The sequence below is a fragment of the Chitinophaga sp. RAB17 genome (assembly GCF_052114225.1).
GTDB lineage: Bacteria > Bacteroidota > Bacteroidia > Chitinophagales > Chitinophagaceae > Chitinophaga.
This window is the reverse complement of the sequence record NZ_JBFREI010000016.1, coordinates 26,598-44,297: the sequence shown is the minus strand read 5'-3', so window position 1 is coordinate 44,297 and position 17,700 is coordinate 26,598. Positions and strand designations below refer to the sequence as shown.

8 protein-coding genes are annotated in these 17,700 nt (G+C 44.8%); 5 read left to right on the top strand and 3 right to left on the bottom strand.

Annotated features, from left to right (window positions below):
• Nucleotides 1-18: 18 nt before the first annotated feature.
• The 4 genes from AB4Z08_RS32530 to AB4Z08_RS32515 all read left to right on the top strand — a co-directional run bounded on the left by AB4Z08_RS32530 (nt 19) and on the right by AB4Z08_RS32515 (nt 6,729).
• Entirely contained in the window at nt 19-2,439 is a 2,421-nt protein-coding gene (locus AB4Z08_RS32530; protein ID WP_441577962.1) for a hypothetical protein, read from the top strand.
• A 16-nt stretch (nt 2,440-2,455) separates the two neighbouring features.
• Nucleotides 2,456-3,679, top strand: a complete 1,224-nt coding sequence (locus tag AB4Z08_RS32525; protein ID WP_441577961.1) for an alpha-L-fucosidase — start codon at nt 2,456-2,458, stop codon at nt 3,677-3,679.
• Nucleotides 3,680-3,738: 59 nt separating this feature from the next.
• A complete protein-coding gene (locus tag AB4Z08_RS32520) occupies nt 3,739-4,992 on the top strand; it encodes an MFS transporter (protein ID WP_441577960.1) in 1,254 nt (417 codons plus the stop codon).
• A 117-nt stretch (nt 4,993-5,109) separates the two neighbouring features.
• Nucleotides 5,110-6,729: an alpha-L-fucosidase gene (locus tag AB4Z08_RS32515; RefSeq protein ID WP_441577959.1), complete on the top strand. Its 1,620-nt coding sequence runs from the start codon at nt 5,110-5,112 to the stop codon at nt 6,727-6,729.
• A gap of 178 nt (nt 6,730-6,907) precedes the next feature.
• On the opposite strand, the gene AB4Z08_RS32510 is transcribed toward AB4Z08_RS32515, so the two are convergent.
• Genes AB4Z08_RS32510 through AB4Z08_RS32500 form a run of 3 tightly spaced genes read right to left on the bottom strand, consistent with a single transcriptional unit; the run spans nt 6,908 to nt 13,510 of the window.
• Entirely contained in the window at nt 6,908-8,512 is a 1,605-nt protein-coding gene (locus AB4Z08_RS32510; protein WP_441577958.1) for a sulfatase family protein, read from the bottom strand.
• Nucleotides 8,513-8,566: 54 nt separating this feature from the next.
• On the bottom strand, nt 8,567-10,204 hold the full coding sequence (locus AB4Z08_RS32505; protein ID WP_441577957.1) for a RagB/SusD family nutrient uptake outer membrane protein: 1,638 nt from the start codon (nt 10,202-10,204) through the stop codon (nt 8,567-8,569).
• Between the two features lie 33 nt (nt 10,205-10,237).
• Entirely contained in the window at nt 10,238-13,510 is a 3,273-nt protein-coding gene (locus tag AB4Z08_RS32500) for a SusC/RagA family TonB-linked outer membrane protein (protein WP_441577956.1), read from the bottom strand.
• A 670-nt stretch (nt 13,511-14,180) separates the two neighbouring features.
• On the opposite strand from AB4Z08_RS32500, the gene AB4Z08_RS32495 reads away from it, so the two are divergent.
• On the top strand, nt 14,181-17,690 hold the full coding sequence (locus tag AB4Z08_RS32495) for a carbohydrate-binding protein (protein WP_441577955.1): 3,510 nt from the start codon (nt 14,181-14,183) through the stop codon (nt 17,688-17,690).
• The last annotated feature ends 10 nt before the right edge of the window (nt 17,691-17,700 follow it).

The window sequence follows — 17,700 nt, the reverse complement described above, 5'->3', positions numbered from 1 at the left end:
TTCAAAAAAATAAACGATATGAAAATTTTAACGCTGGGAATTTGCCTCGTCTTAGGGGTAGGAATAACGGGAAAAATATTGGCGCAATCATCGGGTAATGCAGCCGGAGAAAAACCGGGAGGTTCAAAACATTTAAAGGTAAGCGGTGTGTATCCACACCTGGCATTGTTTAATGAAGGCGGTTCAAACGCATGCGGAACAAGCCGTTTCGGCGATGGTGGCGAAGGCGGTATCGGAGCCGTAACCCCCTGGGCCGGTCAGTTGTGGATGATTACCTATTCTCCGCATTGTCCTAACGGAAGCTCTGATAAACTGTATAGTCTTAATAAAGAACTCAACATCACCGTTCATCCTGAAAGTATTGGCGGCACGCCGGCCAACAGAATGATCCACCGGGAATCCAATCAGTTGATCACCGGATCCTACTTTATTGACTCAACAGGGAAAGTAAGAGTAGTTCCCCTTACCATTATGCCGGGAAGAATGACCGCTACAACGCGCCACCTGACTGATCCTGCAAACCTGGTATACTTCTACGATATGGAAGGGAAAGTATATGAAGTAAATGTCCACACCCTCGCAGTTAAAAAGCTGTTCGAAAAACCAGTTCCGGGATGGCATGGTAAAGGCGCCTATACCGGGCAAAACAGGTTCATCGTAGCTAACAATGGAGAAGACGCCGTATTTAAAATAACAAAAGCAGACCTGGAAGCCGGTGATCTGCCGCATAACAGTGAGGAAAAAGGTGTACTGGCCAGCTGGGATGGGAAAAAATGGTCTATAATAGAAAGAAAACAATTTACAGACGTGACCGGTCCGGGTGGTATCTACGGAGCTCCCAATGATGCAGCGCCCGTATGGAGCATCGGTTGGGACAAACGTTCTGTTATCTTAAAATTACTGGATGGAGGTAAATGGTATACTTATCGTCTGCCCAAAGCGGCACATACCTATGATGGCAAAGGGGGATGGTATACCGAATGGCCCCGCATCAGGGAAGTGGGCAACAACAGGATGCTGATGGATATGCATGGCATGTTTTACAACTTTCCTACAACCTTTTCCAGAAGCAACAGTGCCGGTATTACTCCTGTGAGTAATCACCTGAGATATGTCCCGGATTTCTGTAACTGGAATGGTCAACTGGTATTGGCTACCGATGAAACCACCATTCTCGAAAACCCTATGGCCGGTCGCTCACAGTCCAACCTCTGGTTTGGTACCTGGAACGACCTTAAAACATGGGGAGCTACAAATGGTTGGGGCGGTCCATGGATCAATGATACCGTGAAAGCAGGAGAGCCCTCAGATGCTTTTTTGTTGAATGGTTTTGATAAAAAAGTTCTCCATCTGAGCCATGACGCAAACGAAGCAGTAACCTTTACCCTGGAAATAGATAAAGCGGGGAATAATAAATGGCAGTCGTACAAAACCCTCACCGTGTCTGCCGGAGAATATCAGTATTTTATCTTTCCTAAAGCGTTCTCGCCGGCCTGGATAAGAGTAACAGCGGATAAACCCTGTATTGCATCTGCATTTTTCCATCTCAGTGGTGTACCTCACGATAAACAGGACGGTATGTTTAATTCCCTGGCGGGTATTGACGACCAGGGTGCTGTAGCCGAAAACCTGATTCGTCCTGCGGGGCATAACAAAAACCTGCAAGTGTTAGATATCAGCAGTGGAAAAAAGCAATATGCTGAAGTAAACGAAAGACTGGAATTTATCAATGCGGCCGCTGATAGTACTACCGAATTGGAAAAATTACTGGCATTTAAAAAAGGTTATGAAACAGATGCTGCTTCCGTAATAGTGAAAGACCGTACCGGTACTTTCAGACTCCCTAAAACCTCTTCGCATTATGAAGAATTTTCATCACGGGGAGCGAGAGAATTAGAATCTGAAAGATATATGCTGAATGCACAAGGTACTTTTTATGAAATAGGCCGGGAATCAGGGTTTGAAGCCATGCGCCCCATCACCACTCATAAAAAGAAGATAATCGATTTCTGCACCTGGAGAGGACTATTGGTGATAAGCGGTACAAAAACCACTGCGAAGCCCGATGGTCATTACTTCCGTAACGCTGGTAACTCAACAGGTCTTTGGTTTGGCGCCATCGATGATCTGTGGAAACTAGGTAAACCAACAGGGGAAGGCGGTGTTTGGAGGAATGCTTCGGTGAAAGCCGGTGAAGTATCCTTACCATACCTCATGACCGGCTATGATCAGAAAAAAGTTTCGCTGACTGCAGATAAGGATGTTACGATCACCCTGGAGGTAAATACAGACCTGAATGGATGGCATACCTACAAAAAAATAAAGGTTCCGGCAGGTAAAACCATTACACACATCTTCCCCGATGGATATAGTGCACACTGGATAAGAGCGGTAGCAGATACCGACTGTAAGGCTACGGTTTGGTTTGTTTATTATTAATCTAAATACTATCAACTTGAAATATTTCATGTTCTTTTTATTTTTTGTTGTGAAAGACCTGGAGGCTCTTTCACAACAAAAAGAAGAGATTCCGTATTTTCTGACAGCTTATAAAGCGCTTTACAAAAAAGACCCGCGTGCTGCAGCACTGAAATGGTTTGAAGACGCAAGGTTCGGATTGTTTGTTCATTGGGGGCCGTCTGCTGCCTACAAATCCGGAGACTGGGTATTGTACGACAAAAAAATACCGTTGCAACAGTATATGGATTCCGCCATGACGTTCACCGGTGAAAAGTGGAATGCCGATTCCATTGCGGACCTGGCGGTGAGCGCACAAATGAAATATATCACCTACGTGGTAAAACATCATGATGGCTTCGCCCAGTTTGACTCAAAAGCGGGGCCCTTTAATAGCATGAATGCTGCTGCTCACCGTGATTTTCTAAAAGAGATAGCTGCCGCATGTAAAAAACGTCGGTTGGGTTTATTTGTGTATTATTCAATAGGCATTGACTGGACGCATCCTTTTTATCTTACTACGCAATTCTATAATGCGGCAAGGCCACATTACGACAGTCTCCCCCCGCAGGTACGCTTTAAAGCAAAGGAAGATTTTGTGCATTACTGGAATTATGTAAAAACACAGATCTATGAAATCTGTAGCAACTATGGACCGCTTGCGGGTGTATGGTTTGATCCTATTGGAGGCGCTTACACAAATCCCGATCTGTTTGATGTGCAAAGTGTTTATGACATCATCAGAAGACTGCAGCCGCAGGCATTGATCTCTTATAAAACGGGATTTAATGGCAACGAAGACTATATTTCCTGTGAGCATGAAATAAAGTCTATAACAGACCTGATGCGCAATGTGCAGGGAGAGAAAACAGCGCAGGCGGCAGAAGCAGCCTGGCAAAAGAACCGGACAAAGATCGCTGAATTGAACACTACCATGCAAAAAATTAACTGGGGCTATTATGAGAGTCCGAAACAGCAGCATAAAACGGCAGCGCAGGTAATGGAGCTATTGAAAACAGCTGCTGTCAATAACGGTAATCTGCTGATAAATATCGGCCCATACCCGGATGGAAGGATCGTTCCGGAGGATAGGGCAGCCCTGATAGAAGTAGGTAAGATACTTCGTGAAAACGGCTTTCCAAAACAAGATAAAATAAACTTTATGAAGTTACGGAGCGATACAAAGAAAATCACGGAACGCGATCTTGAAACCCAGAAGTAAATTACGAATACACACTCTCCCTGTTATTGAACGTAAATATTTAAAACTATAGATTATCCATGCAGTTAAGCCATATCTCAGACACAAAGCAAAAAACAACGCTGCAACACCTGTTTAGCCCGGTTATCCTGATCGCATCATTAGGATATTTTGTTGACATTTACGATTTACTGTTGTTTGGAATCGTCCGGATACCCAGTTTAACAGATCTGGGCCTAGATAAAACAGCTATTTCACAGGAAGGCGCCGGCATCTTAAATTGGCAAATGAGTGGCTTACTGCTGGGAGGTATATTGTGGGGTATCTTAGGAGATAAAAAAGGAAGACTATCCGTACTTTTCGGATCTATTCTTACTTATTCGCTTGCCAATTTTGGCTGTGGTTTTGTACAATCTGTAGCCCTCTACAAGTTGCTTAGATTTATAGCAGGTATAGGACTGGCAGGAGAGCTGGGAGCCGGTATCACGCTGGTATCAGAAACATTGCCCCGGCAACTGAGGGCTATTGGTTCATCACTGGTAGCCGGCGTTGGGCTGCTTGGAGCAGTGGCTGCCTATTTTACCGTGGAGTTGTTCAGCTGGCGCAACGCTTATTTTACCGGAGGAATACTTGGTGTTTGCTTACTTTTCATGAGGATAGGTGTGTTTGAATCGGCCACTTTCCAGAATTTGCGTAATAAAAAAATTGCCAGGGGAGAATTCAGTTCTTTTTTTACCAACTTCGACCGGTTGAAATTATACCTGAAATGTGTAGGGATCGGCTTGCCTACCTGGTACGTAATCGGTATTCTGTCGACCTTTAGCAACGAGTTTGGCAAGTCTGTGAAGGCCGGTGAAGAGATAAAGCCGGGGCTCAGCGTAATGTGGTGCTATGTAGGTTTGGCGGCAGGAGATTTTTTAAGTGGCTTTATCAGTAACCGCATGCAATCACGGCGCAAAGCAGTTTTGCTTTTAATGGGGCTTTCTTTTATTGGTTGCGTTGTATACCTCTATGCTGGTATAAATACTGCTGAGGGAATTTATTTTCTAAATGCATTTATGGGTTTTGGAATAGGCTATTGGGCAATGTTCGTCACTATTGGAGCAGAGCAATTCGGAACCAATCTAAGGGCCACCGCCGCTACCACCATACCGAATGTAGTTCGTGGTACTGTTGTAATAATGACCATTTCCTATGGAGCTCTCAAACCATTGGTCACAGTAAGCCACGCAGCGGGCATAGTTGGCGCCGTTTGTTTTGCAATTGGATGCTATTGTATTTTTAGTGTGCCTGAAACGCATGGCAGGGACCTTGATTTTATAGAAGAACGCTAAATTTTTGTTTGTTTCAATACCAAGCCATCAGGAATGCCGTTATTATCAGGCCAGGAGGTAAGGGGCTACTGCCGTATCAAAAGCTACTCAAAAATGCGAAACAAAAAGAAAATGCATATGAAAATAAATTGGATCAGGACGTTGGTATTGGCAAAGGGATGGACGTTCCTTTTCATACTTACCTTATTACCAGGTACCCTATTATTTGCCCGGCAAAAAAAACTGACCTGGGAGGAAGAGCGCAATAGCTACCAGTTTCCTAAATGGTATACAGCAGCACGCTTTGGAATATGGGTACACTGGGGAGCCCAAACTCAACCTGCATCAGGCGGCGGTTGGTACGCCAGGCACATGTACATGCAGGATGTAGGTACAGAAAAATGGGGTGCGAAAGCTTATTCCTACCAGGTCCGAACTTATGGTCATCCATCAGAAAAAGGCTTTAAAGATGTGATCCATGAATGGAAGGCCGATCATCTGGAAACAGATTCGCTGCTGGCATATTTTAAAAGCATTGGTGCAAAATATTTTGTGGCGTTGGCTAATCATCATGATCACTTTGATAATTTTAATTCTACCTATCACCAATGGAACTCTGTGAATGTTGGTCCCAAAAAGGATATCATCGGGTTGTTTAAAAAATCGGCGGTTAAATACGGGATACCATTTGGGGTAAGCTCACATGACGACAGGTTCCTTTCCTGGTGGCTGCCTGCATTTGGAGCTGATACTTCCGGTCCATACAAAGGAGTGCCTTATGATGGCCGTATGACAAAGGCAGACGGCAAAGGTAAATGGTGGGACGGGTTAGATCCTGCAGATCTGTACGGCCTGCCGCCTGAAAAAAGAACACCGGAATACCTTGACAGCGTGAAACGGAATTATGTTAAGCGCATTGAAGAATTGGTGACAAAGTATGATGTTGATATGCTGTGGTTTGATGGTTATGGATTTCCTTACGGGAATTATGGAAAAGAAGTATGTACCTACTTTCTAAACTATAATCTCCAAAAACACGGAAAGTATACTGCGGTAATAGCAGGGAAATTCAATAATGAGCCTTCTACTGTAAAAGATATTGAAAGGGGCGGTGCTACTGAGATCCTGCCTTATCCCTGGCAGGGGACACTTACCTTCGGTAGCTGGTTTTACAAGGAAGATGAAGTTCCCCGGCAAAATGCAAGGGTAATTATAGAAACACTTACAGATATTATCAGCAAAAACGGTAACCTCCTGCTAAACGTGGAACTGCGTCCGGACGGAACTATTCCGGCTGATCATAAACGTATATTAGACAGCGTTGGTGCATGGATAAATACCGATAGCATAGCTATCTACGCAAGCAAGCCATGGAAAATTTATGGTGATAACCTGGGAGGGGGCGCCACAAAGAAAAACATTACCAATGCTGATCTCGAAGCCGTAAAGAAAAATAAGTCGGAAGATTTTAACGAGCGAACCATTGCCAGTCCGCCCTATTCGCATAACGAGGTGAGATTTACCACCAGGGGGAACGCGCTGTATGTTTTCGTGCTAAATCCAATATCAGGTGAAATCGAGGTGCCGTCGCTGGGTACAAATTCTCCGTATAATAAAAATAAAATTAAGTCGATCCGCCTTTTGGGAAGTAAGAGAAATATCTCATTCCGGCAGGACGCAGATAAGTTGAGCTTTACGGTGCCTGATCTCAATGGTAATAGCCTGACAAAAGTATTTGAAGTGAAAGGTGTTTTATAGTACGTGGTTCCGCAAAAATACTATTATACGCTCAATATGGAGCGGTAGACCAGAGAAGCTGCAGGCTGTTACACGGCCTGCAGCTTCTCTGCTTAATGAATAGAAATATTTTAACACAGTTTCCACAGGCTTATACCCTGAATTTGCTGTGCTCTTTTTGTTTCAGTTTTTATCATTGTTATTTTAAGATGCCCTGTTTGGGATAACTGGTATCAAAATCCGTTTTGTAGATCCAATCCCATTTCAATGTTGTATCCCCCTTTTGATATCTTTCGTAGAAGTGAATACCTGTTTTATCTGCATAGGGATATTGATCAAAAACATCACCTTTTCCAAACATACGCGGGTCTTTTTGTTGTTTCAGGTGGAAGAATAATTTTTCCTCCATTTTCTTCAAAACATTTGTATAAAGAGGGTTATTAGCTAGGTTGTTCAGGCATTCCCTGTCTGATTGTAACTGGTACAATTCATCACTGCTTCTTTTTCCAAAGCTCCATTGCCAGTAACGCGCAGTCTGGGGGGACCTTCCAGCTTCAATACATATCTTTTTTGTAGGGCTGCCATCTACATTCAGATAGCCGGTTTCCGGGTTGCCTGCAGGCCAAAGCTCCGTTTTGAAATTATGGATGTACAAGTAATCTTTGGTAACAATACCACGTATAGGGTAGCCCTGATCGTTCGGCCGGCCTACGTCATGCCGCTCTTTGCCGATCAGCACATAGCTTCGTTGGGAATTTACCGTTCCCGCTTTATCCGAGTAAAAAATATCTGTAAGGCTTTTCCCTTCTATGGGCTGCATTCCCGAGGTAGTGGCTTTTATACCGGCCAATTCTAAAAAGGTAGGGGCAAAGTCGATAAAGCTTACAAAATCACTGACAATTCTTCCTGGATTTTTAATTCCGTTTTTCCACATAACGGCGAGTGGTTCATGGTTGGAGTATTCATATTCCTGGCCTTTCACCCGTGGAAAGGGCATCCCATTGTCTGCAGTCACCACAATAATTGTATTATCCAGTTCTCCGCTTGCTTTTAAGATCTCCAATATTTTCATCAGTTGCTGATCGAAATATTGTAATTCAAAAGCATAATCCAGCATATCGGTTCTAACGGAATCATTGTCCGGCCAGAACGGAGGCACTGTCGTGATGTCGTCCAGATGCATTCCTCCTTTGCGAATGCCCGAACCATATTCATAATCCCGGTGGGGCTCTCTTCCGCCGTACCAGAAACAAAAGGGTTGCCCTTTTGGCTTCGCATTCAAAAAATCGGCAAAGTTGGTGGCATAATCTTCTGCAGATATTTGGCTGGTAGGAGGAGTCGTTTTATGCTTACTATATTTTTGACCAGTAAGTTCCCTTTCTTGACCATTTAATTTCTCGGTTATAACTGGTGCACAACCTTTGCCCGTAAAGCCGGTAAAATAGCCGTGCTCCTTTAATATCTCCGGATAGCTTTTGAATTTTCCGGGCCAGTACGACCAGTGATTTGCGGCTGCTTCCAGTTGCCAGGAATTTCTTCCGGTGATAATACAGGAACGGGAAGGCGCACATTTGGCATTGGGGGTGTAAGCGTTGGTAAATAAAATACCTTGCCTGGCTACCTGGTCAAAGGCGGGCGATTTAACCCAATTGCAGCCATAAGCACTCAGGAAAGGATATGAAGCATCGTCCGCTATACAAAAAAGGATATTTGGGCGCTTGCTTTGTGCAATAATATTTCGCGTAAAAAAAGGGTTCCCCAAATAAAGGAATAGCCATCCAATTACGAAAATGTTTTGACGCATGTATGATTGTATTTGGTCAGTAGTAATAATTATTTTGAAGCGCCTTTTTTATCACTAATTATAGCCTGGGTTTTGCGGAAGACTTACTTTGTCCAACTCATACTTGGGAATCGGGAAGAGGTAATGCTGAGGGGCAAAAAACTTTCTCGGCTCTACAGTATAGTTATAATCATACGTAAAACTACCGTCCGTATTTTTAGTGACTTTAACGCCCCTGGCCGGCAGGTTGTCGGTAGTTTCAGCAATCTTCCACCTTCTTACATCAAAAAAGCGGTTACCTTCCAGGCAAAGTTCCACTTCCCGTTCGTGGCGGATTTTATCACGCAGCTGTAAGCCTGTTATTGATGCATCGAGGGCTGGCATATTTACACCGGTTCTGGTACGAACCATGTTTACATAGGTGCGTGCACTATCGTCTTTACCCAACGCGTTAAGCGCCTCCGCGAAGTTTAAGTATATTTCAGAAAGCCTGAATATAATAAAGGGTGTTTTGCTCCCTACGGCCTGCGTATTTAGATCATATGCTTCATTATTGTATTTCCTCCAATTATATCCCGTTTTGCTGGCGTTCCAGTTTTCTACAGGGCTTTGGGGGCTGTCCATACCACCTCTGAAATATTCTGCCGGCCTGGTTTTGAATTTAGCACCGTTGTAAATTATATCTGCGTAAAGTCTTGGGTCCCTGTTCTCATAAGGTTTTTGAGCGTCATAGCCGGAGCCTGTCTCATTAATCATTTTACCATTGGCCATTTCAAACTGGTCTACAATGTGTTGGGTGGGTGTATATGCGGACCAGCCATGATATCCATTGGGAGATAAATGGATATCAATATATAGCTGATACTTTATATCATTTTGATGTGCAGATAGAATAATTTCTGAGTGGTCGGGGGTGATAAATAAATCATGATAGTTAGCGTTTTGCCAAAGGCTGTATTGATTTAAATCGATTACTGCCTTTGCTGCGTTTGCCGCGGCCTGCCATTTTGAAGCATCGTTATTGGTATTCCAAAGGGGGCTGGCTGCGTACAACAGCATTCTGGACTTTAGCGCCAGGCTGGCACCTTTGGTTATTCTGCCGGCCATCGCATCTTCATAATTTAATGGTAATAATGTAGCAGCTTTGTCCAATTCGGTTGTTACAAATTTTACTGCTTCTTCATAAGTTGAGCGCGTTTCGTTAAATCCTTTGTCGGCAGCTGTATATACTTTGGTGATCAGTGGAATACCACCATACTTGGTCGCGAGATCAAAGTAGCAATAGGCCCTGATAAAGGTGGCTTCACCCTTTAAGCGGTTCTTAAGCGCTTCATCACCGGGAACAACATCGATTTTACTAAAGAACAGATTAATATCTCTTATATAGTTATAATCTACTGTCCAGCTGTCCAGTGCCATATTATCCGGGGTCAATGCTCCACTATTGAGGCGGTTGACACTTTCGTAGTTGAACATCGAATAGCATTCGTCTGATGCAGCTGAGTAGCCCATGTGACTGGGCAGGCTGGTATAAAGATAAAAGTGAGGAAGTATTTTATATTTCTCATTAATAAAATTCTGAACGAGGTTGATGTCATTCCAAACGGTAGCGTCGCTCACCGCGGTCAGGGGTGGTGAGTTTAAGATGTCTTTTTTGCAGGAGCCAAGCGTTAAGAATGGAATCAGCAGTATAAAGAAATATTTTTGTTTCATCCGTATAGTTTTTATTCTTTGAGATGATGCAGATTAAAAAGTAAGATTGAAACCTGCATTTATAATTCTTGTTTGCGGGTAGTATGCTGCATTTACGTAGTAACCATTATTATCAGATGGGACGTAATTCAGTTCAGGATCATACTCTTTTATTTTGCTCCAGGTGAAAAGATTAGACCCATTTATAAATACTCTTGCACGCTTTAATTTTATGGTGGAAATGAAATCGGCAGGTAGATCATAAGACAATTCCAATGTTTTCAATTTCAGAAAACGCATATCATTCAGCCAGAAATCGGAATTGAGATTATTAATTGTGCTGGTTCGATCAAAAGCTGCCGGCTTGTTGTTATCCGGTGTTTCAGGTGTCCACCTTCCTTCATATTCCCAAAGGGGAGGAGTGAATGCTGCGTTGGTACCCTGCGGCCTGATGATCTGGTAAGCATTGCTTTGACCATATAACAATGCACTCAAGCCAAACCCTTTGTACTTCATTCCAAGGGTGATGCCGAAAACATCCCGTGGAACGGGATTCTGATAATACCGTACCTGATCAAGACTGGTAATTTTCCCATCATTGTTCACATCAACATATTTAATATCGCCAGGCTTGGTGCCGGTAAGTGGGATTACTTTCTGCCCTTTTGTGTTGGTGTAGGCATCTATTTCCTGTTGGTTATTGTATATGCCATCGGTTTTATACATTAACAGTGACTGTATTGGAAAACCTGTCTGCTTTTGATAAGCCGGCACATTAGGCGATTCGTCCATGAAGATGATCTTATTGTCGGTATGGGTGTAATTGCCGCCGATATTATAAGTAAAATATTTTCCTATGTTACCGTTATAGTTTAGTTCCAGTTCAAAACCGTAACTATTGGCTTTACCGATATTCTCAGGAGGAAGTTTACCCGAGAGGCCAGTATAATTGGGTACTGAAGCATTTCTTGCAGTTAAAATATCGTAACGTTTCCGGTAAAAGTAATCTGCATTAATGGTAAGGCGACTATTGAAAAGTGCGGTTTCTATACCGATGTCAGTTGATTTTACTTTTTCCCAGGTAAAGCTTTGCAATGGAGAAACGCCTGTTGTTAATCCGGGAACAGGTGTGCCTTCAGGACCAAAGAAAGATCCGGGATCAACTAAGTTATATAAGCCCAGGAACAGGTAGGGGTTGATTTCATCATAACCCAGAATTCCCCAGGAGCCTTTTATTTTGGCGAAGTTAACAATGGATGAAATTTTGCTCCAAAATTTTTCCTGGGACAATACCCAACCTGCGGAAATGCCTGGAAAGAAGCCCCATTGACGGCCCGGAGCAAAATTGTAGGAGCCGTTATATCGTCCGCTAAATTCTACCAGGTACTTATTGGCATATCCATAATTGATTCTGCCATACACACTTTTACGCCCATTTTGATCCCCGGTACCACTATTCCCTAAATTGGCAGGATCAGATCCGCCCATACCTATAAATGGTAATTGATCGCTAAGCAGGTTGCGCCTGGTGACACCTATGTTTTCTGTAAAGTAGTCGCTTTGCTCATAGCCTATTAGTGCATTTATGGCGTGTATATTTTCAAAATTCCGGTCATAGGATAATTTGAAATTATAGGTGTTCCTTCTCCAGCGTCCCCAGGTTTCATTTAATGTAACACCATTGCCTGCTGTTTGATCCCGGAAGTTCACATATTCCTTCGTGTCTTTATTGTATTGATACACATCATAGGGCCTGGTCAGGTTTTTATATTGCCAGTAGGTGTTGTCTAAAGCGGCATAGGCATTAAAAGAGAGGCCTGGCGTAATCCAGGGCATTTTAAGATCAATTGTTCCAACAGGCTGTATAAAGTAGGAAAGGTTCCTGCTGTTACCCGGTATGTCAGTAGCGTTAATAAGTGGGTTGGAGCCAACAGTATTTCCAATTCCATAATAGCCGTTAGCATATTGGGCAGCAAGCGTAGGATACTGACCGAGTATATACATAAATATGCCACCGTTCTGGCTCGCATTACTTAAAGGGCCATATTTTTCTTCATTTCTGCCAGCCAGGTCAAGTGATACTTTTAAGTCTTTGGTAACATTGATATCCAGGTTGGCGCGGATATTTTTTTGATTGAAATTAAAGCCTGAACCACCTTTGTATAGATAGTCAACGCGCTGGTATTGGCCAGAGACAAAGTATTTCACATTATCAGATCCGCCGGAGATAGAAAGATCGTGTTGTGTTTGAGGTGCAGTTTTCCTGATAACTGCATCCCACCAGTCGGTACTGGGATGTCCCAGGGGATCGGAACCGTCAGCATACAATTTGACATCCTCGTCAGTGTATGTTTTAGGCTGCCCCAACCTGGTATTCATCTCGTTAATATAGGTGGCATATTGGGAAGCATTCACCAGATTTAATTTCCGTGTTACCGACTGCAAGCCAAAGCTGCCATTATAATTTACAGTAGGCTTGCCACTTTTACCACGCTTGGTAGTAATCAATACCACACCGTTTGCTGCGCGCATACCATAAATAGCTGCCGATGCATCTTTGAGTACGGAAACAGATTCAATATCGTCCGGGTTTAGACGGCTGAAACTTCTGTCAGGGATCCCATCTACTATAATCAGGGGACCCGCATTGGGATTAGAAAAGGAACCTGCTCCACGGATACTCAGGGAAGAGCCATCATTACCTGGTTCTCCTGTACGATTAACCGCAATAAGGCCCGGCATTCTGCCGGTTAAATTGTTGGATAAATTTCCATTGGGACTTAGTTTTATAACATCCCCTTTTATTTGTGATACAGCACCGGTTAAAGTGGCTTTTTTTTGTGTGCCATAACCCACCACCACTACTTCTCCAAGATTGTCCTGTGTTTGCAGAAGTCGGACTGTTACTTTTTTTTGATGGTTAACAGATATTTGCTGTGGAGTATATCCAATACAACTTATCTCCAGAACTTCCGTATCGGTAGGTATTGTTAAGGAAAAGCTGCCGCTGGAATCTGTTGTTGTAGCATATCGTGTACCTTTCAGCCTAACCGTGGCGCCAGCAATAGGACTGCCCTTATCATCCGTTACTTTGCCGGTAATCGTTATGTCTGCAAACACCGTATGAACAGGAGCTGCCATCGCTCCAACAAATCCGCCGTTGACAATTGCGATGACAAACAACAGGAAAATTATGCGCAATGGATAGAAAGAAGCCCATTGCCTTTTAGTTAGTTGTGGCGGGATGGATATTAACTGAGTTCTTGTTAAAAACGGACATCTGTATTTTGGAAATTTGATATCAGGAGAAGATTTTTTTATTTCCATATGGGAATTATTTTTTCTTGTGACGAAAGTATGCAATGGGAATAGTACATACAATGCCGGGTTAAAAATTGTATACAATTGGTGAAAATGTAAGAATTCGGTGCCTGAAGAGATGGAAGGAGGAAGTGATTATCATCTCCTTCTTTTTGATCTCACCGGAGCCGGGATTTTGAATGATGGGGGATGACGCTAATCAACAAGCTATTACGAAGAAACGTGTTGCTCTCAAGAGGATCTCTGGAGATTTGAAGACCTGCGCTGTGCGTGGGTCTTCTTTTTTTCTATATAAAAATTAAGTAGAACGCAAGCAGCTGAAGCAGTCGGGGAGGCGGTTTCGCGCACTCATACTGTAGCTGCTGCAGGTGTAAAAAAAATTTCGGCATCATAGGTCCTAAATAAACACTTGCGCGTCTGTTGAAAAAATACGCATTCTACGAAAACTGTATTTCACGTTTGAATAACATCATAGCATCGTCAGATTTAGAACGATCAAAACGATTTCAAATTGACAACCCGAGATCGCCGGTGCAGATGTGCCGGTGAATCCTGATTTATGACCTATAGACGAACAAAGCTCCTATTCTTTTTCTTTCGTTAAATCACCTGATACCAAACATGCAACCAGTGCAGCAATCGGTTGCACTGGCCAATTCCACCCAAATAAAATGTTATGAAAGCAAGCAAACCAAAATCAACTGTTCGCGAAGGACTTTCTTTGCAAGGTGCCGTCCGGCGGCTACCTATCAGGTGTCACCTGATGAAAAAATTCCTGCTATTATTGTTGCCGCTATGCCTGTTGCTGAGCAGCAAGCTCCATGCGCAATTCCTGCTGCTGGACGACATGGAAGGCCATGGCCCATGCTCCGGTAAATGGACCTATTATGCGGGCAATACCACCACCGGTAAAGTGGAATTTGGTGTGCCCAATCCCAATCCCTCCGGCCTGAACATTAGTCCGCTGGTGGCCAAATTTACGAAAGACACCAGCTGCTTTGAATACATGAGCGCTACCTGTCAGCTGAGAGATTCCTTTAACCTTTCCGTGAGCAGTACTTTCAAAATGCTCGTATACAGCAGCACACTGGATGAGATCATGTTTAAACTGCAGCCAGGCACCAATTACAGCAAGGCCGTTTTCTTCACCTTCAAGCCCTCCCGCGTGAACCACTGGGAAGAAGCTACTTACAACTTTGCGAGCGTTAAGAACAGAACAGATTTCAACACGATTTCCATACAGTTCATTGATGGAAAGAAAGCCAACGGCATCCTGTATTTTGATCTGCTACAGGCGCCCAATCCCACTGCCCTTGTTTTAAAGGATACGAGCATCCTGATGGGCCATGAAAACGGTGCAGTACTCACTGCACAAGTGAAGGGGGGCGTATTTAGTCCCACATTGACAGCCTCCAACTGGGTGGCGTCCAACCTGCCCGCCGGCGTTGCTATCAGCCAGGTGCAGCGGATAAATGACAGTACCGCCACCATTACGCTCAGCGGTAATTCACCAGCCAACTATTCCAGGACCGCCCTGAAACTTACGGTGGCCGGCCAGGAGGTGGCCACTGCTAACGTTACCGCCTATACGGTAAAAGGGAATGTATTATTTGAAGGCAATCCCAGCTGGACACTGATGTTTGCGGACGAGTTTAACACAGACGGACAACCTGATCGCAGCAAGTGGACAGTAGACCCGCATCCCAAAGGTTGGATCAACGGTGAGCAACAGGTATACACGGATACCACCCATGATAATGCCCGCGTGAGAAACGGTCGTTTGGTGATTACCGGAAAGAAAGATTTTCCCACAGGGAACAGCGCAGAGCCCTGGTCATCTGGCCGGCTCATTACGCAGGGCAAATTTGATTTCCTTTACGGCAAAGTAGAGGTGAGGGCAAAGCTACCCCGTGCACATGGCTCCTGGCCTGCCATCTGGCTCATGCCTACCAGCAGCGTATATGGTGGATGGCCCAAAAGCGGAGAGCTGGATGTTATGGAACATGTGGGCAACAACTTTGGTACAGTGTTATCGACTATTCATACACAGAACCACAACTGGACCAATGGCGGAGGTGTATCCAACAGTAAAAAACTGATGGATGCTGATACCGTGTATCACGTGTATGCTATGGAATGGGCGCCGGATACTATCCGGTTCATATACGACAGCACGCAGATCCTGTCTTACGCGAATCCACATACGGACTGGAAGGACTGGCCCTTTGATCAGAAGTTCCACCTCATCCTGAACCTGGCCATTGGCGGGGGAATGGGTGGTTCCATTGTGGATGCGGACTGGCCCGATAGTATGTCGGTAGACTACGCGCGTATTTATCAGAAAGGCGTGGGCACTCCTGTGCTGGATACCATCATGGTGACTCCGGCTGATTTGTCTTTCCTGCCCGGAAAACAACAACAATATACCGCCAAAGCCTTTGATCAGAATGGATACGCCATGGCCATTACACCGGTGTGGAATATCACAGGCGCCGGTAACAGCATTACCGCCGGCGGTTTGGCCACCCTGAATAATTCCGGGAAAGTAACCGCCACGGCTACTGTAGATACCACCACCAGAACAGGCGTTGCCTTTGTAACCTATCGAACAGGCAATTACAAGGACATACCGGCAAAAATACAGGCAGAGGCCTTTGATAACGGCAACGCATGCTGCACAGAACCCACTTCAGATGCAGGTGGTGGGGTAGATGTGAGCTATATAGGCGCCAGCACCTGGTTTGAATACGACATCAATGTACCCCGTTGCGATACCTACCGGATACAGTTCCGCGTGGCAGTAAGCGGCGCTTCCAGCCTGAAAATACAGCGGGACAGCGTTACCCTGCAGACAGTCAACCTGCCTGCAAGCGGTGGATGGCAGAAATGGATCACTGTCACGTCAGCGCCTATACGATTAGAACAAGGTCAGCAAACCATCCGGATTGCTGCCAACAAGGATGGCTGGAATTTCAACTGGCTGAGCTTTATTCGGGCAGACTCTGTACAGCTGTCGCGCATGATCATAAAACCTGATAGCGCGACCATCACCATAGGGCAGGTGCAGCAGTTTTCTGCAACGGGTTATGCCCAGGACAGCAGCCTGTTACCTGTATCACCGGTCTGGTCTGCATCCAATGGTGGCAGCATCAACGCCAGCGGCCTGTTTACGGGCAATGTTGCAGGTGATTACCTGGTGACAGCAACACTAGGAACTAAGGCAGATACATCTATCGTGCATGTAGTTACCCCGCCTGTGCTGACCCGCATTGCGATTACGCCGGATTCCGCAACGGTACCTTTGAATGCATCGCAACAATTCACTGCTAAAGGCTATGACCAGCGCAACACTCCCTTTACCTTTAAACCCACCTGGAGTGTTACCGGCGCAGGAAATGCCATCGACACCAACGGTATCTTCACGGCAGGTGGAACGCCCGGCACATTTACCCTCACGGCAAGTGGAAACGCTATATCTGGTAGTACTCCTGTAAAAGTGGATTTTACCTGTAGCGTTAATAACAAGTACGAAGCAGAAAGCGCTTCCACTCAGGCCCCCGGCCTGGTGCTGGAAGCCTGTACCGATACCGGCGGCGGACAGGACTTCACTAACCTGAAAGCCAGCAACTGGTTTACTTACAACAACCTGAATGTTCCCATTGCAGGCAGGTATAATATCAGCTTCAGGGTGCTGACCAATGCTCCAGCTAAAATATGGATAGGCCATAGCACCTTTAAATTCGATACCATCAGCATTCCATCCACCGGAGGTGTATGGATGACGATTACCGATACGATCAGGCTGCCCGCCCTCAACTATACCGGCGTGCATATACTGTCGGGCACATTGAAGTTTAACTGGTTCAGTATTGATAACTGTGCAGTAAACCCATCGCCCGCCCGTATGGCGTACAGTAAACCGGAGGATCCAGTGGCAACAACGGATGCCAAAGCACCCGTTATTTATCCCAATCCCACCAGTGGGCAGTTGACCATAGACCTGCGCGGCAGGACCTACAAACGACTCACCTTATTGGATATACGCGGCAACGTACTGCGACAATGGAATATCCAGAAAGGAGATAGGCAGATCAGCAAGGACATCAGCGCACTAGCAGCGGGTACCTATTGGTTGAAGCTGGAAGGAGAAAGTCAGACAAAGACATTCCAGGTTATTAAAATCTAAAGAGAGAGAA